The 19,661-nt window shown below is 42.1% G+C and carries 16 protein-coding genes; 4 read left to right on the top strand and 12 right to left on the bottom strand.

All coding sequences use genetic code 11. From position 1 onward, the window contains the following. Nucleotides 1-236 precede the first annotated feature (236 nt). From Q4486_RS08810 to Q4486_RS08775, 8 genes are all read right to left on the bottom strand, one after another. Nucleotides 237-1,043, bottom strand: a complete 807-nt coding sequence (locus Q4486_RS08810) for a hypothetical protein (RefSeq protein ID WP_303519093.1) — start codon at nucleotides 1,041-1,043, stop codon at nucleotides 237-239. A gap of 270 nt (nucleotides 1,044-1,313) precedes the next feature. After that, nucleotides 1,314-1,958 (bottom strand): hypothetical protein, encoded by a 645-nt coding sequence (locus Q4486_RS08805; protein WP_303415604.1) that lies wholly within the window; start codon nucleotides 1,956-1,958, stop codon nucleotides 1,314-1,316. Between the two features lie 18 nt (nucleotides 1,959-1,976). After that, nucleotides 1,977-2,543, bottom strand: coding sequence for a dCTP deaminase (dcd, locus tag Q4486_RS08800; RefSeq protein ID WP_067866405.1), 567 nt, complete (start codon nucleotides 2,541-2,543; stop codon nucleotides 1,977-1,979). 151 nt (nucleotides 2,544-2,694) lie between these two features. Beyond that, entirely contained in the window at nucleotides 2,695-2,874 is a 180-nt protein-coding gene (locus Q4486_RS08795) for a hypothetical protein (RefSeq protein WP_067866407.1), read from the bottom strand. Between the two features lie 157 nt (nucleotides 2,875-3,031). Then, nucleotides 3,032-4,183: an iron-sulfur cluster carrier protein ApbC gene (gene apbC, locus Q4486_RS08790; RefSeq protein ID WP_303519092.1), complete on the bottom strand. Its 1,152-nt coding sequence runs from the start codon at nucleotides 4,181-4,183 to the stop codon at nucleotides 3,032-3,034. A 115-nt stretch (nucleotides 4,184-4,298) separates the two neighbouring features. Continuing rightward, nucleotides 4,299-7,754: an acyl-[ACP]--phospholipid O-acyltransferase gene (locus Q4486_RS08785; protein WP_303519091.1), complete on the bottom strand. Its 3,456-nt coding sequence runs from the start codon at nucleotides 7,752-7,754 to the stop codon at nucleotides 4,299-4,301. Between the two features lie 220 nt (nucleotides 7,755-7,974). After that, nucleotides 7,975-9,063 (bottom strand): tRNA (uridine(54)-C5)-methyltransferase TrmA, encoded by a 1,089-nt coding sequence (gene trmA / locus Q4486_RS08780; protein WP_303519090.1) that lies wholly within the window; start codon nucleotides 9,061-9,063, stop codon nucleotides 7,975-7,977. A gap of 117 nt (nucleotides 9,064-9,180) precedes the next feature. Further along, the gene (locus Q4486_RS08775) at nucleotides 9,181-10,419 is read right to left on the bottom strand and encodes an HDOD domain-containing protein (RefSeq protein WP_303519089.1); all 1,239 of its coding nucleotides are present in this window, start codon (nucleotides 10,417-10,419) and stop codon (nucleotides 9,181-9,183) included. Nucleotides 10,420-10,804: 385 nt separating this feature from the next. On the opposite strand from Q4486_RS08775, the gene metG reads away from it, so the two are divergent. Together metG and Q4486_RS08765 are read left to right on the top strand one after the other, a co-directional pair. Continuing rightward, nucleotides 10,805-12,844 carry a methionine--tRNA ligase gene (gene metG / locus Q4486_RS08770; protein WP_303519088.1) on the top strand — a complete coding sequence of 680 codons (2,040 nt, stop codon included), beginning with the start codon at nucleotides 10,805-10,807 and terminating at the stop codon, nucleotides 12,842-12,844. Nucleotides 12,845-13,140: 296 nt separating this feature from the next. Continuing rightward, the gene (locus tag Q4486_RS08765) at nucleotides 13,141-13,386 is read left to right on the top strand and encodes a TIGR02647 family protein (RefSeq protein WP_067982331.1); all 246 of its coding nucleotides are present in this window, start codon (nucleotides 13,141-13,143) and stop codon (nucleotides 13,384-13,386) included. A 43-nt stretch (nucleotides 13,387-13,429) separates the two neighbouring features. Here Q4486_RS08765 and Q4486_RS08760 read toward each other — a convergent pair whose 3' ends face one another. Then, complete coding sequence (locus Q4486_RS08760) at nucleotides 13,430-13,687, bottom strand: hypothetical protein (RefSeq protein ID WP_303415610.1); 258 nt, start codon at nucleotides 13,685-13,687, stop codon at nucleotides 13,430-13,432. 225 nt (nucleotides 13,688-13,912) lie between these two features. Here Q4486_RS08760 and Q4486_RS08755 point away from each other — a divergent pair, with 225 nt between their 5' ends. Beyond that, nucleotides 13,913-14,245: a HopJ type III effector protein gene (locus Q4486_RS08755; protein WP_303519087.1), complete on the top strand. Its 333-nt coding sequence runs from the start codon at nucleotides 13,913-13,915 to the stop codon at nucleotides 14,243-14,245. Nucleotides 14,246-14,366: 121 nt separating this feature from the next. Here Q4486_RS08755 and Q4486_RS08750 read toward each other — a convergent pair whose 3' ends face one another. The 3 genes from Q4486_RS08750 to dinB form a co-directional block, all read right to left on the bottom strand. After that, a complete protein-coding gene (locus tag Q4486_RS08750) occupies nucleotides 14,367-15,920 on the bottom strand; it encodes a SulP family inorganic anion transporter (protein ID WP_303415612.1) in 1,554 nt (517 codons plus the stop codon). A gap of 86 nt (nucleotides 15,921-16,006) precedes the next feature. Beyond that, the gene (locus tag Q4486_RS08745) at nucleotides 16,007-16,573 is read right to left on the bottom strand and encodes a nucleoside deaminase (RefSeq protein ID WP_303519086.1); all 567 of its coding nucleotides are present in this window, start codon (nucleotides 16,571-16,573) and stop codon (nucleotides 16,007-16,009) included. A gap of 34 nt (nucleotides 16,574-16,607) precedes the next feature. Then, nucleotides 16,608-17,672: a DNA polymerase IV gene (gene dinB / locus Q4486_RS08740; protein WP_303519085.1), complete on the bottom strand. Its 1,065-nt coding sequence runs from the start codon at nucleotides 17,670-17,672 to the stop codon at nucleotides 16,608-16,610. Between the two features lie 139 nt (nucleotides 17,673-17,811). Between dinB and Q4486_RS08735 the strand changes: the two genes are divergently transcribed. Next, on the top strand, nucleotides 17,812-19,584 hold the full coding sequence (locus Q4486_RS08735) for a lysophospholipid acyltransferase family protein (RefSeq protein WP_303519084.1): 1,773 nt from the start codon (nucleotides 17,812-17,814) through the stop codon (nucleotides 19,582-19,584). Nucleotides 19,585-19,661 lie beyond the last annotated feature (77 nt).

Raw genomic sequence — 19,661 nt, 5'->3', positions numbered from 1 at the left:
AGGTGAGCGTTTTGGTCCACCCCGACAAAAAAACACAGAAAAAAACCAAGGCATTAGCCTTGGCTTTTTTACTAAACAAAGAAGAGTTTACTCAGAAACAGCAGGGGAAGTAATCGCGTCATTAACACCCGAAACAATGTCTCATGCTGTAAGTAAGTGTATTCATTTGTAGACTTATAATATGTAGCGGAAAACAAAATCGATTTCGATATACTATAAAACTGTCTACTAAGTTCTTAATGGATAGTCGGTGGGGCTTTAGGTGCATCAGGCACAATAATATGACCACTACTATCCAGCACTAGCACACCCTGCTCTACGCCTAACTCAAGCATCTGCTGGAGCAACATCTGGGTTAAGTGGGCACTAATAATCAAACCTGCTGGAGGATCACCATCAAACAGATCTTCATCCATCATATCTTCAGGCCTTAAACCAAGCAGCATTGGATTCTCGGCAACAAGCGGGGAGATATCTTCTGGAGCAAACACTGAATAACTAGATGATATATCAAGCGCCCGCTGATAAGGATCGAGGTCACGCGTACTTTGCTGCAATGAGTCTAGATATTCGGACTCTGCGGCAGAAAATATCTGAGACAGCTTACTCGCCCCTCCCATACTAATATTACGCTTTGCCGTTTCTGACTGGCTGTAATCAATCTTAATCGGATACTGACTATCCTTTAGCAACTCTTCATCATCAACTAAAATATGTCCTTCATCATCAGTTTCCAGCCATTCACGATCTACAGCAACGGCTAATAAGCCCTCTAAAGCAGCCGCCAAAATATTGCTACAAACAATAATTCCAACGGAGGGATTTTCGCTCGCCTGTTTATTCATAATAAAATCACCAGCACGAGCTGCGAGAAGTGTTGGATCCTGCTCTATAATTTCAGCTAAAAAGTCTGCATCAAGAAAGAGCCGCTCATGACATAAACGCTCAGCAGTTAAATAAGGCTCATTACAAGCAGTAGCCTGCATACGCGATATATACTCAATACGAACCTCTTCGAGTAAAGCTGTTAGCAATCCGCTCATATAACGCCTAATTCCAAGAAAATGATAAAAATTTAAATTAAAAAGCTAAGGTTAATAAAACAATGGTCGATTGTTACTTAGGAAGCAACTAAAAAAGACAAGGAAGGGAAACAAATGCGTACTTTATTCAAAGCGGGCGAAAAACAAACTGAAGATGAAGAAGGCAGTGTTTATATTCTCTCAGACAACTGAGAGACTAAGACGCAGAAGCTCATTACTAATGATCAAACTGCGTCAGCACTTCACATTTATCGTTGGTCTCGAAATAGATTAATGTAACGTAATCCCTATAGGAGATGCACCTTGTTTAACTTCGTCAAAATAATCACGTAAATCAACCAACTTAGTTAAACCATAATCTTCAGGCGATTTAGGTATTTCAAACCAATCCAGCGCCCACACACGAGTCATCAGCTCATACTCACCAATCAATGCATCTAGATAGATCATAACCGCTTCTACCCTAGGATCCATATCCAAAACTTTTGGCGCATTTTCCAAATAGATCTCTAAGTGCATACGATTATTTACAACATTTACACGACACCAAAAATCATGAATTTCGCAGAACTCATCGCCAATATTCACCGATAATGGAATAGGGTCGTAGCGATTATTAAAGGCCTTAAATTCTATTCCGGTCAATTCTGGCGCTGCGCCTATGACACTTAACACAGAATGGATTGATTCAGGAAAGCCATCACAACCAAAAACCATTTCTAAAGCCCCCTCTTCATCTTCATCGCTCTGAAAATGAAACGTCAGGTTGCTATCAATCTTTTGTAATTGCTCACGGTATTGCTTTAGTAACGGCTCCGCTTCAAAACGATCATCACTCCTACTCGATAGAAGTTGCTCAATGGTTTCTTGGAGCTGGTCCCAAAATAAACTAATTTTTTCGTGCTTTAAAATCATTTATAGATACAGTCAAAGTTAAGTACGAGGAACCACAACACCAGTCTGACCCTGATACTTACCATCGCGATCTTTATATGAGGTTTCACAAACCTCACTCCCCTGAAGAAATAGCATCTGAGCAACCCCTTCATTGGCATAAATTTTAGCAGGTAGCGGCGTGGTATTAGAAAACTCTAACGTTACATGGCCTTCCCACTCAGGCTCCAATGGCGTGACATTAACAATAATACCGCAACGGGCATAAGTGCTTTTGCCTAAACAGATGGTTAATACATCGCGAGGGATTTTGAAATACTCAACAGTTCGCGCTAACGCGAATGAGTTTGGCGGGATAATGCAAACATCCGATTGAACATCGACAAAACTGCCGTCATCAAAATCTTTAGGATCGACAATGGATGAGTTGATGTTGGTGAAAATTTTAAACTCATTCGCACAACGTACATCATAGCCGTAACTAGATGTTCCATAAGAGACGATACGTGATCCATTAACCTCACGAACCTGACCCGGCTCAAAAGGTGAAATCATATCCTTCTCTTCCGCCATACGACGAATCCAACGATCAGCTTTAATGCCCATATTGGCCTATCCAGTAGTTAATAATTTTCTAGCCGCATATTGTACCTTTTTTAATAGAGATGAACAAAGATCAATCACACGAGCCACATATAAAAAACGACCCTCTAGGGGTCGTTTATTTTATTTATTAACAATATCTAATTAAATAAAATTAATTTAGCAGGTTAGCCGTCTTTTCATATTGATCAGCAAGCCAGAACTCTGCCGCAGTATTACCTTCATCTCTCAAGCTATCAGCTTGTTTTCGAAGCTCCCTTGCCATATCACTACGGGAAGGTGCTGAAGGCTTTACCTGTATCTCTCTAATATCTGCTGTCTCTCTATAATCCATAACAACATCCCTCATTTATTTTTATATGATCCGTCTAATCGTCGAACTATCAGTGTAGACAATATTTTAAAGACTAACAAAATAACTGGTTGTTTTTTGATCTCAATCAAGCCATAAACATTCAAAAAAACGCCGATCTTAACCTGCAGAACAGACATTAATCGTCAGAAACAACAATGGTAGGCACGGCAACATGGCTAGTATTTTTTGTAGCCAACCTTACTGCTAACTTACGAGCAACCTCCCGATAGATTAGCGCATATTCCCCTTCAGGATCAGCGGCTACGGTAGGTGTTCCTGAATCAACTTGCTGACGAATAGATAAGGCTAATGGTAATTGACCTAAGAGTTCCGTATCGTAGAGCTCTGCAATCTCTTTCCCACCGCCATCGCCAAAGATCGCTTCAGTATGGCCACAGTTGCTGCATATATGAGTACTCATATTTTCAATGACCCCGAGTACATCAATATCGACTTTACGGAACATCTCTATCCCTTTTTTCGCATCCAGCAAAGCAATATCCTGCGGCGTTGTTACGATAACCGCCCCCGCAACCGGTACCTTTTGCGATAACGTCAACTGAATATCACCGGTGCCAGGTGGCATATCAATAAACAGGTAATCAAGATCATGCCAGCGTGTTTGCGTTAACAACTGCTGTAACGCACCTGCCGCCATTGGGCCTCGCCATACCATCGCCGTATTATCTTCGATTAGATAACTCATCGACATCGACTGTAAGCCATGCGCTTCAATAGGGTTAAAATGCTTCTCATCATGTTGAGAAGGGCGAACTCCCTCGTCTACACCGAGCATCATGCCTTGGCTTGGGCCATAAATATCAGCATCAAGAATACCTACTTTTGCACCCTCAGCAGCCATCGCCAGCGCTAAGTTAACCGCCGTGGTCGATTTACCAACACCCCCTTTACCTGAAGCGATAGCAATAACATTCTTAACACCTGACATCGAAGGAAGCTGGTTTTGCCCTTGATTGGAGGCAATCTGATGACTCAAGATCACCTCACATTCAGACACCTCATCCAAGGCCAACATTTTTTCACTGATGCGTTGTTTAAAAGTTGCTGCAACACCTTCACTTGGATAAACAAACTCAATGGCAATAACTAATTTACCAGAGGTTAGAGACACTTCTTTAACATGGTGCGCAGTAATAAGATCAGTCCCCATCAACGGATCATCGATTTCCGCTAATAAGTCAGTGACTTTAGATTCAATATTTGACACGGTTCTCTCCGCTTTCTGAGCTTTAGAATGTCGGTTAAAAAACTGTTTAAAAAAACTCATTATGACCTTCTAATTATATAGACTCACAGTATAACCCATAATAACCAAGTAGATTAGTAGGAATTATATAAAACTAAGCAATACCTACTAAAACGAAGTATGTTCGCCGCTTTGTTTATGCGGGGCGAGCCATAGCCTCCGCCATCTCTCGGGCCGCACTAAAGTTTGTTTTACCACTGCCTAAAACAGGGACGGCCTCAACATTATAGACATCTGACGGTATCATCATCGGCGCCATTCCACCTTTCACTAAACGGTCCCGCACATCATCAACATCGATCCCTTCGATGAGAAGAATCACCTTCTCACCCTTTTTCAAGTCAGGCAGATTCACCGCGACCAAAGGCTGTTCTGTCAGCTCTAATATACGACGCACCTCGCCCTCTATCGCAGTAAGACTCACCATCTCCCCACCCAGCTTAGCGAAACGACTATAGCGATCGACAATAGTTAAGAATCCATCTTCATCTAAATGGCCTTTATCGCCACTTTTATACCAACGAATTCCATCCATCTCGACAACCACTTCGGCTGTTTTTTCTGGATTATTTAAATAGCCCTGCATGATTTGAGTACCCCCAATCAAAATCAACCCATCTTCACCTATAGGGAGTTCATCTAAGGTTTCCGGGTCCACTATACGGAAAGTCGAGCCGGGTAAGGCCATACCAACCGTACCAGGTTTGTTTCCCACCTGTACTGTCCACCAGTCTGTATCTAAAGCATCAGGTAAATTAGTACTTGCGACAGGAGTGGTTTCTGTAGAGCCATAACCTTCGACAACAGGTACATGGTATTTTTTCTCGAATCCCTCTCGTACAGCAGAATCAAGTTTCTCTGCACCGGCCACTACAGCTCGAAGCGACTGGAACATAAGTGGGTGAACCCGCTTATTCCGTGTATATAAACGCAAAAAGGTGGAGGTGGCACACATCAATGTTGCTTTATAACGTGCTACACCTTTACCTATTTTAGGCGCATCAGTTGGATCGGGATGGCAAACAACCGGCATTCCCTCAATCAATGGCATAAAACAAGTTACCGTTAGGCCAAACGCATGGAATAGAGGCAAAGTAGCCATAATACAATCATCTTCACGTACATTAAGAACATCAGCCGTTTGACGAAGATTTCCCATGATATTCCGATGACTTAACATCACACCCTTAGGCGCACCCTCACTACCGGAAGAAAATAGTATGGCCGCTGTTTGATCCACATGTGCTTTATGACACAACCAAAATTGCAACCATGAAGTCGGCATCAGCGATACTAACCCTAAAGTTAGTAGCCCTTCAGTTTTACTGATCTGTTCTTTAATATCTTCCATATACAACAGATCTCGTCCCTCAAATAACTCAGATAGATCGGCGCCACGTGCTTTCAGCTTAATCACAAACCGACGCGAGGTAACAATAGTCTTCACATCCGCTTGCTCTAGCGCGGATTTCAGAGAGTTTACAGGTGCAGTAAAGTTCATATTCACTACGGTTTTTCCTGCCATTAACGCAGCCATATTAGCGATAGCACCAGCACTCGACGTTGGCACCAACAAACCAATATTATTCCCTTCTGTTCGTACCATTCTTTTTCTAAACAAAGCCGTGGCAGTTAATAACTTCCGGTGACTCAGCGGCCCACCATCCACATCGGCTATCGCATAACCACCATCGGCATTTTTCATGCTACGAACAAAGGCACTTGGAAGTGTTTCAAGGGTTTCTGTATATTGCTCCCAGGTGCGAATGGATAACTCAAACACCTTTTGCTTAACCTCAGCAGCACAACTATCAATCGACATTGGCTGACCATAAGCGACTATGACATCTCGTTTAGAACCGTTACGGCGGATGGTTTTCATTTTATCGGTCGAGCGGGAGAAGCGACTTCCCCACAATCCACGCATATAGAAAGGTACAATGACGCCGTCCGCACCCTCACAGGCTTTCTCGAAACCGCGTCTAAACTCACCTAGCTGTCCTATATGGCTGATCGCGCCTTCAGGGAACAAACACACGACTTCGCCACTACTAATTAACTCACGTACCTGTTCAAGCGCTTGGCGGCTTTTACCCTGAGAGATAGGGATTACTTTAAATAGATCTAAGAACCAACGGAGGTACCAGCGCTCATATATACTGCGCTCCATGACAAAATGAATATGGCGAGGACAGGCCATCTGGATCATTGCCCAATCTAACCAGCTAATATGATTACCTAATAGCAACGTCCCTTTACCCGCTTCAGGTAAGTTTTCAAAACCTAGTACCTGAAGATTATATTTCCGGCGAAACAAAAGCATTACTAAGACTTTGATAAATGCCTGAGGCAAGGTGACAATCGCATAGATAGCGCCCCCAACCCCCAACGCGGCCAGTAACCAAAGCAACCAGAGTCCATCAATACTGTTCCACGCAAATAGCACCGTTAGAGACAAGAAACTCAGCATCATAAGGTTCTGAATAAAATTACTACCCGCCAATACCCGTCCAGTTTCAGTTTCACCTGCATGAAACTGTACTAATGCATTTAATGGCACACACATTAATGCGCCAAATAGGCCAATCGAAAAGAAGACAACCGCCTGCATAAGCATAGAATCAAGCTGAGGCAAAAGAATCAGCCCACCCGCAACACCCACAGCCCCAACAGGAATTAAACCGACATTGATATAGTGTTTAGAAAACCGCCCAGCCAAGATAGAGCCCAGCATTATCCCTATACCTGCAAACGCCATGATGCCTTGAATCACGAAGGTATTATGTTGATCCATATGTTCTTCGGCAAACGCAGGAAAGACGGCCAGCATCACCTGACTAATTGACCAAAAAATAGATAGTCCAATAATCGACAACCAGATAGGACGTTTGCTTTTAAGTAAGCCAAGGTTGCGTTTTAAAGCTCGACCCGTTAGATAAGCCTTAGTATCAAAAACCGCTTTCTTATCGGTTTTCTGTAGTTCAGGCAGCTGATACGCTAAATAGAGTTCAACAACCGCACCAGCAACTAAAAGCCAACCTAGGGGTGCGCATGACATTAAACTCTCTTCCGGTGAAAGCTGTACCGCGCCATCCAAACTCAATTCAAATAGTAGTGAGAAAACAACAATACCACTTAAAATGGCGACCATAGTCACCGCCTGAACCCAGCTATTACCTTCGCTCAGGTTATTCGCGCCGACTAATTCTTTTATATATCCGTATTTAGCGGGCGAGTAAAAAGCACTTTGCAGCGCAAGTACAAAAGTCAGCCCAAAAGCAGGGATAAAAAGCCCTAAGTAGTAACAGGTTGTGATTAACAAAGTAATAACAACGCCGCCCCACGCAGATAGCTGCATCACCTTATTTTTAGGGTACTTATCAGCTAAGAATCCCGACGGGGTAAAAAGCAAAATAAAGGGAAGTAAGATCAAACCATTAACCACGGCGGTCAACAGTATCTGTAAATCACCGTCATAGGCCTTAAAGAGCGTATTTTGAATAATTATTTTATGACCAAGGTCGACAAAGGCATTAATAAATGCGACGCATATAAATGCAAAAAATCCGTTTAACTTTAATAGCTCTTTCATGGGATGCTCCAGCCTATTCCAAACTCATGCTACGGTGCTTACCATACTTAGATCAAGGAATTACGACAGTTTTATGGGAATAAAGAACCACTTATGACTTGAGAATCATATGAACGGCTCCCGCTGTAGAGAACTATATAAAAAGCCGGCTAAAAACCGGCTTTTAATTGGAAAAGTATCGTATATTGCAACCTAATGGGTTGTGCTCTAAGTCTGCCTACTATTTGCGTGTAAGATAGACACCACACTCTAAATGCTCGGTATAGGGAAATTGATCGAAAATAGCAAAACGCTTTAACTCATGGGTCTGAGTCAAGGTTTCCAGATTTAACTTCAATGTTTCAGGGTTGCAGGATATATAGAGAATATTTTCATAGGACTGTACTTGCTTAACCGTTTCATCATCCAAACCTGAGCGAGGCGGATCAACCAATACCGTTGTAAAATCACAACTATCCAAGCCAAGATCTTTAGTTCGACGCTTTTCCACCGCACCACTTAGAACTTGGGAAAATTCCTCCGAACTAATACGAACAACATCTACATTTTCAATACCATTAGCCTCAATATTATATTGAGCAGCACGAACAGAGGTTTTTGAAATTTCAGTCGCTACGACACGGCGAAAGTTTTGAGCCATCGGCAAAGTAAAATTACCATTACCGCAATATAGCTCGACCATATCACCTCCAGCCCCTTGGGTCGCATCAAGGGCCCATTTGATCATATGACGACAAACTTCGCCGTTCGGCTGGCTAAAACTATTTTCTACCTGCTTGTATATATAATCTCGACCATTGATATCCAACGTCTCTATCACAAAATCCTGATCCAGCAAGATTTTTGCTTTTCGAGAGCGCCCTACTAACTGAATATTAAATTTCTCTTTAAGTTTTTTAGCTTCTTCAATCCAGTCGTCGGCTAAAGGGCGGTGATAGAGTAGTGTGACTAATAGCTCGCCACTTAACGTGCTTAAAAAATCGATTTGGAATAGCTTACGTCGCAGCACTTCACTTGGACGTATCTCTTCAAGCAACTTAAACATCATATCGTGAATACGCTTAGCGACCATGGGGCAATGATCTATACGAATACGTACGCTATTGTTGCCCTTTTCAAACATCACATAGAAAAGATCATCCTCTTCGTGCCAAACACGAAATTCACAACGCATACGGTAGTGACTACGCGGCGATTCATAAACCTCAACATCAGGTAGATCAAAACAGGAAAACAGCTTAGTAACCCCTGCTTTTTTATCAGCAAGTTGAGTTTCATATAGCTCAGGTGCGACAACAGAGATTGACATGCGTGCCTCTAAAAATAAGTACTAACTAAGCACAAAAAAATGCGCTCACGAAAAAGTGGGCGCATTTTAACAGTATGCAAGTCTCAGGCAAAACATTAAAAATAGGAAGCAGCAGGATTAAACAAATCCAACTTGTGCCTGATAATCGGCTGTAATTAACTGCCAATGATCTAGTTCCGTCTCCATCCCAATTCGCTTGATATAATCCATACTCAAACGACTGGACATATCACAACCCACAACACTTGTGGCGGGTGGTAATAACGCATCCGCCACATGAACAGCAGTTAATGGTGTAAAACCATTTTCAGGGTTAGCTTTGGGAAAATGGTGGAATAATACAGCCTCAACTACTTTAGGAGGCAGCTTCCATAAGGCAAGCATATACGCGCCCGCTTCAGCATGAGTAACACCTAACTCGAGCTTCTCAATTGCATAAACCGGTTGGTCCATTAAACTCGCTTTACTAATGATTCGATGATATTCGGCAGGGTTCTGACTGGCGAGAACTAAAATGCCAAAATCATGCAGTAAACCGGCTAAAAATGCTTGGGCTTGCACATGACGGTCAGCTTTCACTGAACGCGCTATATGTTGAGCAGCACGAGCGACGGCCATCGAACGCTGATGAATCTGTTTAAACGAAAAGCTTTTCCAAACATCGGTTTGCGGATAAGCATCAAATAGATGGGATGTCAGTACCAAATCACGAATCATTCTGACACCAAGAATAGTTACCGCTTCCTGAATTCTATTAATATCACGGCTTAGACCAAAAAAGGCTGAATTAACCCACTGCATGATTTTAGCGGTCATCACTGGATCTTGCTCGAGTATTTGTGCAATTTCACGGGCATTTGAGCGTTCAGAGCTTAACGCTTTATTTAACTTATCGTACACATCCGGCAATACTGGCAGGGTTTGTAGCGAGGTAATGTAATTTTTTACTGCCGGTTTATTGATCAATCCGGCTATATGAATACTGTTGGATATATCCTCGATCAGCTCATCTGGACTACAGTCTAAAGATAACGAGTGATGCGCCAACTCAGATACTCTTGCGGTTTGCAAAGGCGTTAAATAACCAGATAAAACTACTCGAATAACACTAGGATGTTTTTCAACTACTTTTGCAAGTAATTCAAGTGATTGTGTCGGATTATCACCTAAAGGCAATACCAGCACATCGGCTGGATTACTATCCAGAACCGCCAATAACTCATCTAAGCGTTTGACTGAAACAGTATTCCAATCGGTGGCATCAGATATAGCCCTACCCAAACGCACACTTTGAGGGCATACCTGACAAAAAACAGCTGAATGTTGCAATACTTGGGATGTCATCTGCGCGTCCATAAAAAAACCATCCAATTAACCCATCCTTCCTTGATGATACCCTTTCTCTCTCTGTATATGTTTAGCTGGGTATTAGCTAAGTGTCCAGAAACTAAACAGCTACATGAAAACTATTCAGAATAAAAACCACACTAAATTGTACAATAAACAGCCACTCAGTCTAACACAATCGCTATTTATTAAAAAACGTCAAACATAAGCTTTCATCACACAAACACACTAAAATAATTAAACGCGATATCATGAATAACTTGCACACCCCCTTCGTCAGCTATTTATTCTCCAACTCTCTATACAATCTGTATTCATAATGGTTCATATAATCAACTAAAAAGCGTAGAATCTGGCCTCCTTATTTCAATGATTTCAGGTTTTCAGGCAGCCCATGACTGACAGCAAACGTAAGATTCTTGTTACTAGTGCCCTTCCATACGCTAATGGTCCCATTCATTTAGGCCATTTAGTTGAATATATACAGACTGACATTTGGGTTCGCTTCCAAAAACTCCGGGGCAATCAATGTACTTACGTCTGTGCGGATGATGCTCACGGCACACCTATCATGCTGAAAGCCGATCAAATGGGTATTTCACCGCAAGAGCTGATTGACAAAGTTAGTGCTGAACACCAACGGGATTTTTCCGGTTTTATGGTTGGGTTTGATAACTACTACTCTACCCACTCAGATGAAAACAAATACTTCGCATCTCACATATATACCGCGTTACGTGACGGTGGGCATATTGATAAAAAAACTATCACTCAAGCCTATGACCCTGAAAAAGAGATGTTTCTGCCTGATCGCTTTGTTAAAGGGGACTGCCCAAAATGTGGCGAGAAAGACCAGTATGGGGATTCTTGTGAGAAATGTGGCGCAACCTACAGCCCTGTTGATCTTAAAAATGCTTATTCTGCAGTGTCTGGTGCAAAACCCATTGAAAAAGAATCTGAACACTACTTCTTTAAGCTAGGAAATTTCGAAACTTTCCTTCGTTCATGGGTAGATAACCACGTTCAAGAGCAGATGATTCATAAACTAAATGAGTGGTTTGAATCAGGTCTACAGAATTGGGATATATCTCGAGATGCACCTTATTGGGGTTTTGAAATACCAGATGCCCCAGGTAAATACTTCTATGTATGGCTAGATGCCCCCATCGGTTACATGGCTAGCTTTAAAAACTGGTGTGATAAAAACAACGTAGATTTTGATGAATACTGGTCAGAAGCCTCAGAAACAGAGCTTTATCACTTTATCGGTAAAGATATAGCCTATTTTCACACTCTTTTCTGGCCCGCTATGCTTGAAGGCGCTGGCTTCCGTAAGCCTAATGGTGTTTTTTGTCACGGTTTCTTAACCGTAGATGGACAAAAAATGTCTAAGTCGCGCGGCACCTTCATTATGGCTGAGACCTATCTAAACCACCTTCGTCCAGAGTACCTACGCTATTACTTTGCAGCCAAGTTAAGCTCTGGCATAGATGATATCGATTTAAATCTTGAAGATTTCCGTATGCGCGTCAATGCGGATCTGGTCAACAAAGTCGTCAATATCGCCTCTCGCTGTGCAGGCTTTATCAAAAAGAAATTTGACGGTGAAATGTCTGCACAACTAACCGAGCCTGAGCTTTATAATGAAGCAATTGCCGCTGGCGATCTGATTGCTGATGCCTACGAAAAACGCGAGTTTGGCAAGGCTATGCGTGAAATCATGGCCATTGCAGACAAAGCAAACCAATATATTGATGCCGCTGAACCTTGGGTTTTAGCTAAACAAGAAGGCAAAGAACAGGAAGTACAAGATTGCTGCTCCATGGGCATCAACCTATTCCGCGTTATTGTTTCTTATTTAGCGCCGGTCCTACCTCAAGTTGCTAAAGATGCACAAGCTTTCTTGAATATCGACCATATCACTTGGGATAGCATTAAAGAGCCACTGCTCAGTCATAAAATCAATAAATTCAAACCGCTAATGCAGCGCGTTGATGAAGATAAAATTACGGCAATAATTGATGAAACAAAAGCGGCCATTGAAGCAGCGGCCGCTCAGGCTTTACCAGCAGCGGTTTCAACACCTTTAACCGATGAACCCATCGAAGAAACAATCGAATTCCCAGACTTTGCCAAGGTTGATTTACGGGTCGTGCGTATAGCTAAAGCTGAACACGTTAAAGGCGCTAATAAGCTTCTGCAACTCACTTTAGATTTAGGCGGAGAAACCCGCAATGTCTTTGCCGGTATTAAGTCAGCTTACGACCCAGAAGATCTGGAAGGGAAACTAACCGTTATGGTTGCTAACTTAGCCCCACGTAAAATGAAGTTTGGCGTATCTGAGGGTATGGTGTTGGCGGCAGGGCCTGGCGGCGAAGATATTTGGATACTAAGTCCAGATGACGGTGCACAACCAGGTATGCGCATCAAATAATCCAAGCTTAGATCCTTCACTTAAAAAGCCTATAAATCCACCTCTGTGATTTGTAGGCTTTTTTATTTCTACAGAGCAAACCAGCCCACTTCTGCTTACCCCTTACTGTTCAGCATCACTCTCAAATGCAATACGACTTAAGCATCCTATTAAGAGATAGATAAATATAACTCTTGATTATTGAAGGCTTATATTTAGATAAAATTAAGTCTATGCTGTTCACAAGTACGTCGTTGTAAGCAACTTTATATAGTTGCAGCCACAAATATCTTGCCGTGAATAACTCAGGAGCGCATATGCCATACAACGAAGAAATCATGCAGGAATTGAATGTGTTAAACCTTTTCAACCTCAACACCACTCAAGAAGGAATCAAAGTCCACTCCTCTGCTCAACCAGAGGTTATTGCCGCTACACAAAGACTCTTTGACAAAGGATTGATTACTCAACACGACGGTGGCTACCTAACACCACTAGGCCACGATGCAGCAGAAAGCACGCAAACCTTACTTACAATTCTAATAACAGAAAGCAGACTCTAATAGACAAAACAAAGGGCCTTATTAGGCCCTCTGTTAATCAATATTATGCTGGCGAGTGAATCGCCAAAAAATGCTCCATTACACGCCGGAGCAAGCTTGCATGAGCATAATCTCCACTGCGCTCTGCATGAGCAATATCATCAAGAATAATCTTTTTGATCTTGTCCTCACCTTCATGCTCGACTAAGTAATTACCTAGAGCCATAGCAATCATCGGGTCAACATGTTCATGCTCAGCGATGGCATTGACTTCACCAACAGAGAGTCCACTCATTTCAAGACATTCGTTGTAAGTTAACATGACGCTACCCTCGCTTAAAAGTAATCAATCCTTCAACCGGAAAGCAGACTGCTTAACTCCCTCCCTCACATTCAGTCTAGTTGAAAATTATAGATTCGAAGTGAATAGCGACCAAACACGAGTAATAATCCTGTCATAACTGACCTCTATCAATCTATTGCATATTTGACCAATATCACTAAGATCATTTGCCGCCAGAAGATTAAGACAGAGGATTACACCCTAATGACGCTGAATGACTTTATAAGCAAGCTTGCAACCAGCTCAGAGCTGGATTTTGAAGATACTATGCAAGTGATCGAAAGTAACTATAGCTACACACCTACCGCATTTGACAACGGCTCGATCAGTAATGATGCTGGGCAAAATGAAGGGAGCTGCAAAATCTTTGCTTTTGCTAAGCTAAATAACCTAGATGAAACAAGCACTCTAAAATGCTTTGGCCGCTTTTACCAAGATGTATTAAAGACACCTGATGGTGATGATCATGGAAATATTCGCAACTTTATGCAGACCGGCTGGACAGGCATTCACTTCTCAGGCGAAGCCCTTAGCTAATATAAAAACTTAGCTAATCTCAATAGCTGATCATCCATATAAAAAGACCCTCATCATTGCTTATCCAACGATGAGGGTCTTTTTACAACTTAGACCAGCAAGCGCTTATAGCCGAAGGCGCTTAGGCTAAACGATCATCCGCCACTTTATAGCTTGGGTCTTCAATCATATTCACTTCTACAAAGCTGCCTGCTTTATTAAGCAGCTCACGGCATTCAGGACTCAAATGACGAAAGCTAAGTTCTTTACCAGCTTTATCATAACGCTCCGCTAAAGACTCTATTGCCTCAATACCGGAGTGATCCATAACCCGACAGTTTGCAAAATCTACAATCACTTCCGGAGGATCAAACTTCGGATTAAATTGATCGCGAAAAGCTTGAATAGAAGCGAAGAAAAGCGGTCCATTTGGAAAATAAACCTTGGTATCGTATTCATCACGTACTTCAAAGGACATATGGCTTGCATGTTTCCAAGCAAAAACCAACGCAGAAATAATGACACCGACAATAACGGCAATCGCTAAATCCTGCCAAACCGTAACCCCAGTCACAGCAATAACGACAATTAAATCAGAACGCGGAATTTTTCCCCACAAGCGTAAACTAGCCCACTCAAATGTACCAATAACAACAATAAACATTACACCGACCAGCGCTGCAACAGGAATAACTTCGATAAGGCCCGAACCCACCAGAATAAAAGCAAGTAAGAAAAGAGCAGCAGATATACCTGATGCACGGCCAAAACCGCCCGAATTAATATTGATCATACTTTGACCAATCATTGCGCAGCCACCCATGCCACCAAAAAATCCGGTTGTGACATTCGCCACACCTTGGCCTATACACTCTTTATTACCACGACCACGCGTCTCTGTGATCTCATCAATCAAAGTCAATGTTAACAATGACTCTATCAAACCAACAGCAGCTAAGATCAAAGCATAAGGCACAATGATCTGAAATGTTTCCAAGGTTAACGGCACCATCGGAATATGGAACTGGGGCAGACCGCCGGCAATAGTGGCGTCAGCGTTACCCGTCATATCAGCAAGAACATCCTGCACTGTGCGCGCATCAAGATCTAAGCCGATAACAAGCAAAGTCACCGCAAGAATAGCGGCAAGTGTAGATGGAATAACACGCGTAAACTTAGGTAAGAAGTGAATGATCGCCATCGTTAAGGCAATTAAGCCAAGCATCACAAACATCTGCTCACCCTGCAGCCACTTAATAGCGCCATCATCATCCATAAACTGAAACTGCTTCATTTGCGCAAGAAAGATAACAATAGCCAGTCCGTTTACAAACCCCAACATAACCGGATGTGGTACTAAACGGATAAACTTACCTAATCGAAAAACACCCGCCAGTACTTGAAATATCCCCATTAATACAACAGTTGCAAAGAGATATTCCACACCATGATCAGCGACTAAGCTCACCATCACTACAGCAAGAGCACCCGTCGCACCCGAAATCATTCCTGGACGACCACCAATAGCAGCGGTAATAAGTCCAACCATAAAAGCGGCATAAAGGCCTACTAAAGGATCGACACCGGCTACAAAAGCAAACGCAACAGCTTCAGGCACAAGCGCCAATGCAACGGTTAATCCAGATAAAACATCGCTTTTAAGTGATTGTGTCCGCGACACAAGCAATTGAATCATTTACCACCTCAGCCATATACTGGTTCTTTTTTAACCAGACTTGAAAAGCGCGCGAGTATAACAAATCTACGGGCTAATTTCAGGTATCAAGAACGAATAGTTAACATAAGTTTCTGCCGCAGACCTTGCATCTGTGCAGATGCAATATCTGAGGCTAAGATAGAAAGTTCCTTCTCTTTATTAAAGCATTTAATAACAATTAGTTGAGCAAGATTATCCCACGCAGCTGGCAACTTATTGCAATGCGACATCATTCCACCCGCTTTATCTTCAGCTAAAAAAATAATCTGACCTATCCCTGAGGCTAAAATCCGACCGCAGCACATAGGGCAAGGTTCTAACGAAGAGATCAGCTGCAAGCCTTCTCGATCCTTATAATCAAGAAACATATTTTCAAACTGATCAAGAACTCTCATCTCCGCATGCGCGGATGAATTAAACCCTTCACTAAACACCTGATTAGCCGCCTCAGCTAACAGATTATTATCCCGATCGACCAAAACAGCACCAACGCCATAGTTTCCCTCTTCCAAAGCTTCCAGCGCTAATTCACAACAACGAAACGCCCATTTATGTTCCCCTAATCGGTATTCAGGCGCATAAGTAGCTAAGCGAATTTTCAAACTCTCGATATTATTATTGTTAGTGCTCATCGCGCCACCACCTTGTAAAGCTTTCAATTAAAAATTAAGACTTATCTAGTAAGCTTAGCTGCAAAGGTTGTTCTTTGGTGCTTTCCGTTAATCTATATCCTACCCCTATCAGCCTGACCGGGCGTTGACCTCGATTGAAAGCATCCATTAATAGCTGGCGAAAATGGGAAATGTTCGGACAAGCAACCTGATGCTCTGCTGTCGTTTGGACAAAATCACAAAACTTAACTTTCACCACAATCCCAGCAATCGACCGAGTCTCCTGTAAGCGCTTATAACGTAAAACTAGCTTTTCTATTAACATAGGCAATTGAGCTATACAGCTATCAAGATCTAAAAGATCCTGAGAATAAGTATGCTCCACGCTAATCGACTTTCTTATTCGACTGAGTTTAACTGGACGCTCATCGATACCACGAGATAGGTCAAATAAACGTTGGCCGAACTTTCCAAACCTATCAACTAATTCAACCAAGGATTTCGCACGTAGATCTCGACAAGTTTCTATATCCATTTTTTTGAGCTTCTCGGCGGTTTTCATACCAACTCCGGATATTTTTTTAACCGGTAGGTTTAATACGAATTCATCTACTTTACGAGGGTGAACAACATAAATACCATCAGGTTTATTCCAATCACTCGCCACTTTGGCTAAAAATTTATTAGGCGCAACCCCGGCTGAAATAGTAATCCCTACCTCTTCTCTTACTCGGTTTCTTATCTGATCCGCGATTAACGTTGCGCTACCTTGACAATGATTTAATCCTGTAACATCAATAAATGCTTCATCTAGTGAGAGCGGCTCAATAATATCGCTATATTCAAGAAAGATGCTCATCACCTGCTGGGAAACTTGACGATATTTAGCCATATCACCTGGGACGACCCGTAAAGCTGGACACAACTTTAATGCCTGAGCGGTAGACATCGCTGATCGAACTCCAAACTCCCTAGCAATATAGTTACAGGTAGCAATCACCCCTCGTCGATCAGCACTACCACCAATTGCCATGGGAATGGATCTTAATTCTGGGTTATCTCTCATCTCAACTGCCGCAAAGAAACAATCACAATCGCAGTGAATGATCTTACGTTGCATAAATACCACCAAGATACTGTTTATATATACAGCATTGTAATAAAAAATAGCCTAAGCTGAAAATCTATTTTCAGTCGTCACAAAACCGTCACGTTTCTGTAAAGAGTTAGTCACCTAACTCACCTATATTTTTCACCTTATGAATACACGTGAAAATACCCTCATCATTAAAGAGCCAACTATTAACGTAGAGAAAGCTCTTGTAAGCAAATACCCTGCTTTTATTGATAAGCCGGCGCCGTTTAAACGCTCTGCTCTATTTATGTTGAAAAAACTGGTTCATGAAAATGAGATAAATAGTTTTCTCGACATTAATAAAGATGCAACAGGGTTTGAATTTATTGAACGGGTTCTGGAATATTTCAATTTTGGTTACAGCATCAGCAACCATGATAGAGCCAACATTCCATCCTCCGGCCGAGTGGTGATTATTGCTAACCACCCATTGGGGGCCTTAGATGGGCTCGCTTTACTTAAAATGGTCGGCGAAGTTAGACGCGATGTAAGGATCGTAGCTAATGATGTTCTTATGAACTTCGACCCTATAAAAAACTTGTTTCTCCCTGTAGACAACTTAGGCAAAAGCACGCGTAAAAGAGATATAGAACGTATTGTTGAAGCCCTTCATCAAGAACAAGCAATTATCGTCTTTCCCGCTGGCGAAGTTTCAAGAGCAGGCATAACAGGCGTTAAAGATGATAAGTGGAACAGCGGATTTATTCGTTTTGCCCGCAAAGCTAACGCACCTGTACTTCCTATTTTTATCGGTGGAAAAAACTCATCCTTGTTTTATAGCGTTTCTTACATTAACAAAACCCTCTCAACATTAATGCTAGCTAGAGAGATGTTTAATAAGCGCTCGGTCACTATCCCAATGCGTGTAGGTGAGCCCATTCCATTCAGTCAAATAGATGCGGTACCTGTATCCACAGCTGAAAAAACTAAACTGCTGAAAAAACACCTTTATCGTATAGCAAAAAATAAAAAGCCCCTTTTTCTAACGGAAAAAACGATCGCCCATCCTCAAAATCGCCAGAACCTAAAACAGGAACTAAGAGAGTCCGAACTCTTAGGTGAAACCATTGATGGAAAAAAAATCTATCTCTTTGATTACAAAGCAGAGTCAGCAGTTATTCAGGAGATAGGACGTCTGCGGGAGATCGCTTTCCGCTGTGTCGGCGAAGGGACTGGAGATAAAAAAGATTTAGACCTGTATGACCAATACTATCGTCACCTTATTTTATGGGATGAAGATGAGTTAGAGATTGCAGGCGCCTACCGTCTTGCTGAAGCGGGAAAAATGAATCCAACAGCAACAAATACCGGCCTTTATAGTGCAACCCTGTTCAAATATGGAGAACAGATGAAGCCCTATTTCGAGCAAGGAATAGAGTTAGGCCGAAGCTTTATTCAACCTAAGTACTGGGGAAAACGTAGTTTAGATTACCTCTGGTATGGAATCGGTGCTTACCTACGAAAACACCCTGAAGTACGCTATATGTTCGGCCCTGTAAGCTTGAGCAACAGTTACCCAAGAGTCGCTAAAGATATGCTTGTATGGTTTTATAGCCACTATTTTAATGATAGCGAAGACCTTGGCCATTCATTCTCCCCTTATGTTTTAGATCAAGAAGCTCTAAATAATATGGATCGAATGTTTAGTGGTGACAATTACAAAGCTGACTTTAGAGTCCTAAAGGAACAACTGGAATTTTTAGGCGTTAGTGTACCAACGCTCTACAAACAATATAGTGAACTCTGTGAAGAGGGAGGCGTGCGTTTCCTTGATTTTGGTGTTGATGCCGACTTTAACTACTGTATTGATGGGCTTGTATTAGTCGATATTGAGTTCGTGAAGGCAAAGAAACGAAAACGTTATATAGGCGAAGATCCCGTAGCAGAAACGCTATAAGTGCTATCAAAGCTCGCACCAATAAAAAGGCCCCAAGTGCAAACACTTGGGGCTTTTTAGATTCAGAATGTAAAGCT

The organism is Neptuniibacter sp. 2_MG-2023 (assembly GCF_030547495.1).
In the GTDB taxonomy this organism is placed as follows: Bacteria; Pseudomonadota; Gammaproteobacteria; order Pseudomonadales; family Balneatricaceae; genus Neptuniibacter.
The sequence above is the reverse complement of the archived record's forward strand: the minus strand, read 5'-3'. Positions and strand labels throughout refer to the sequence as shown.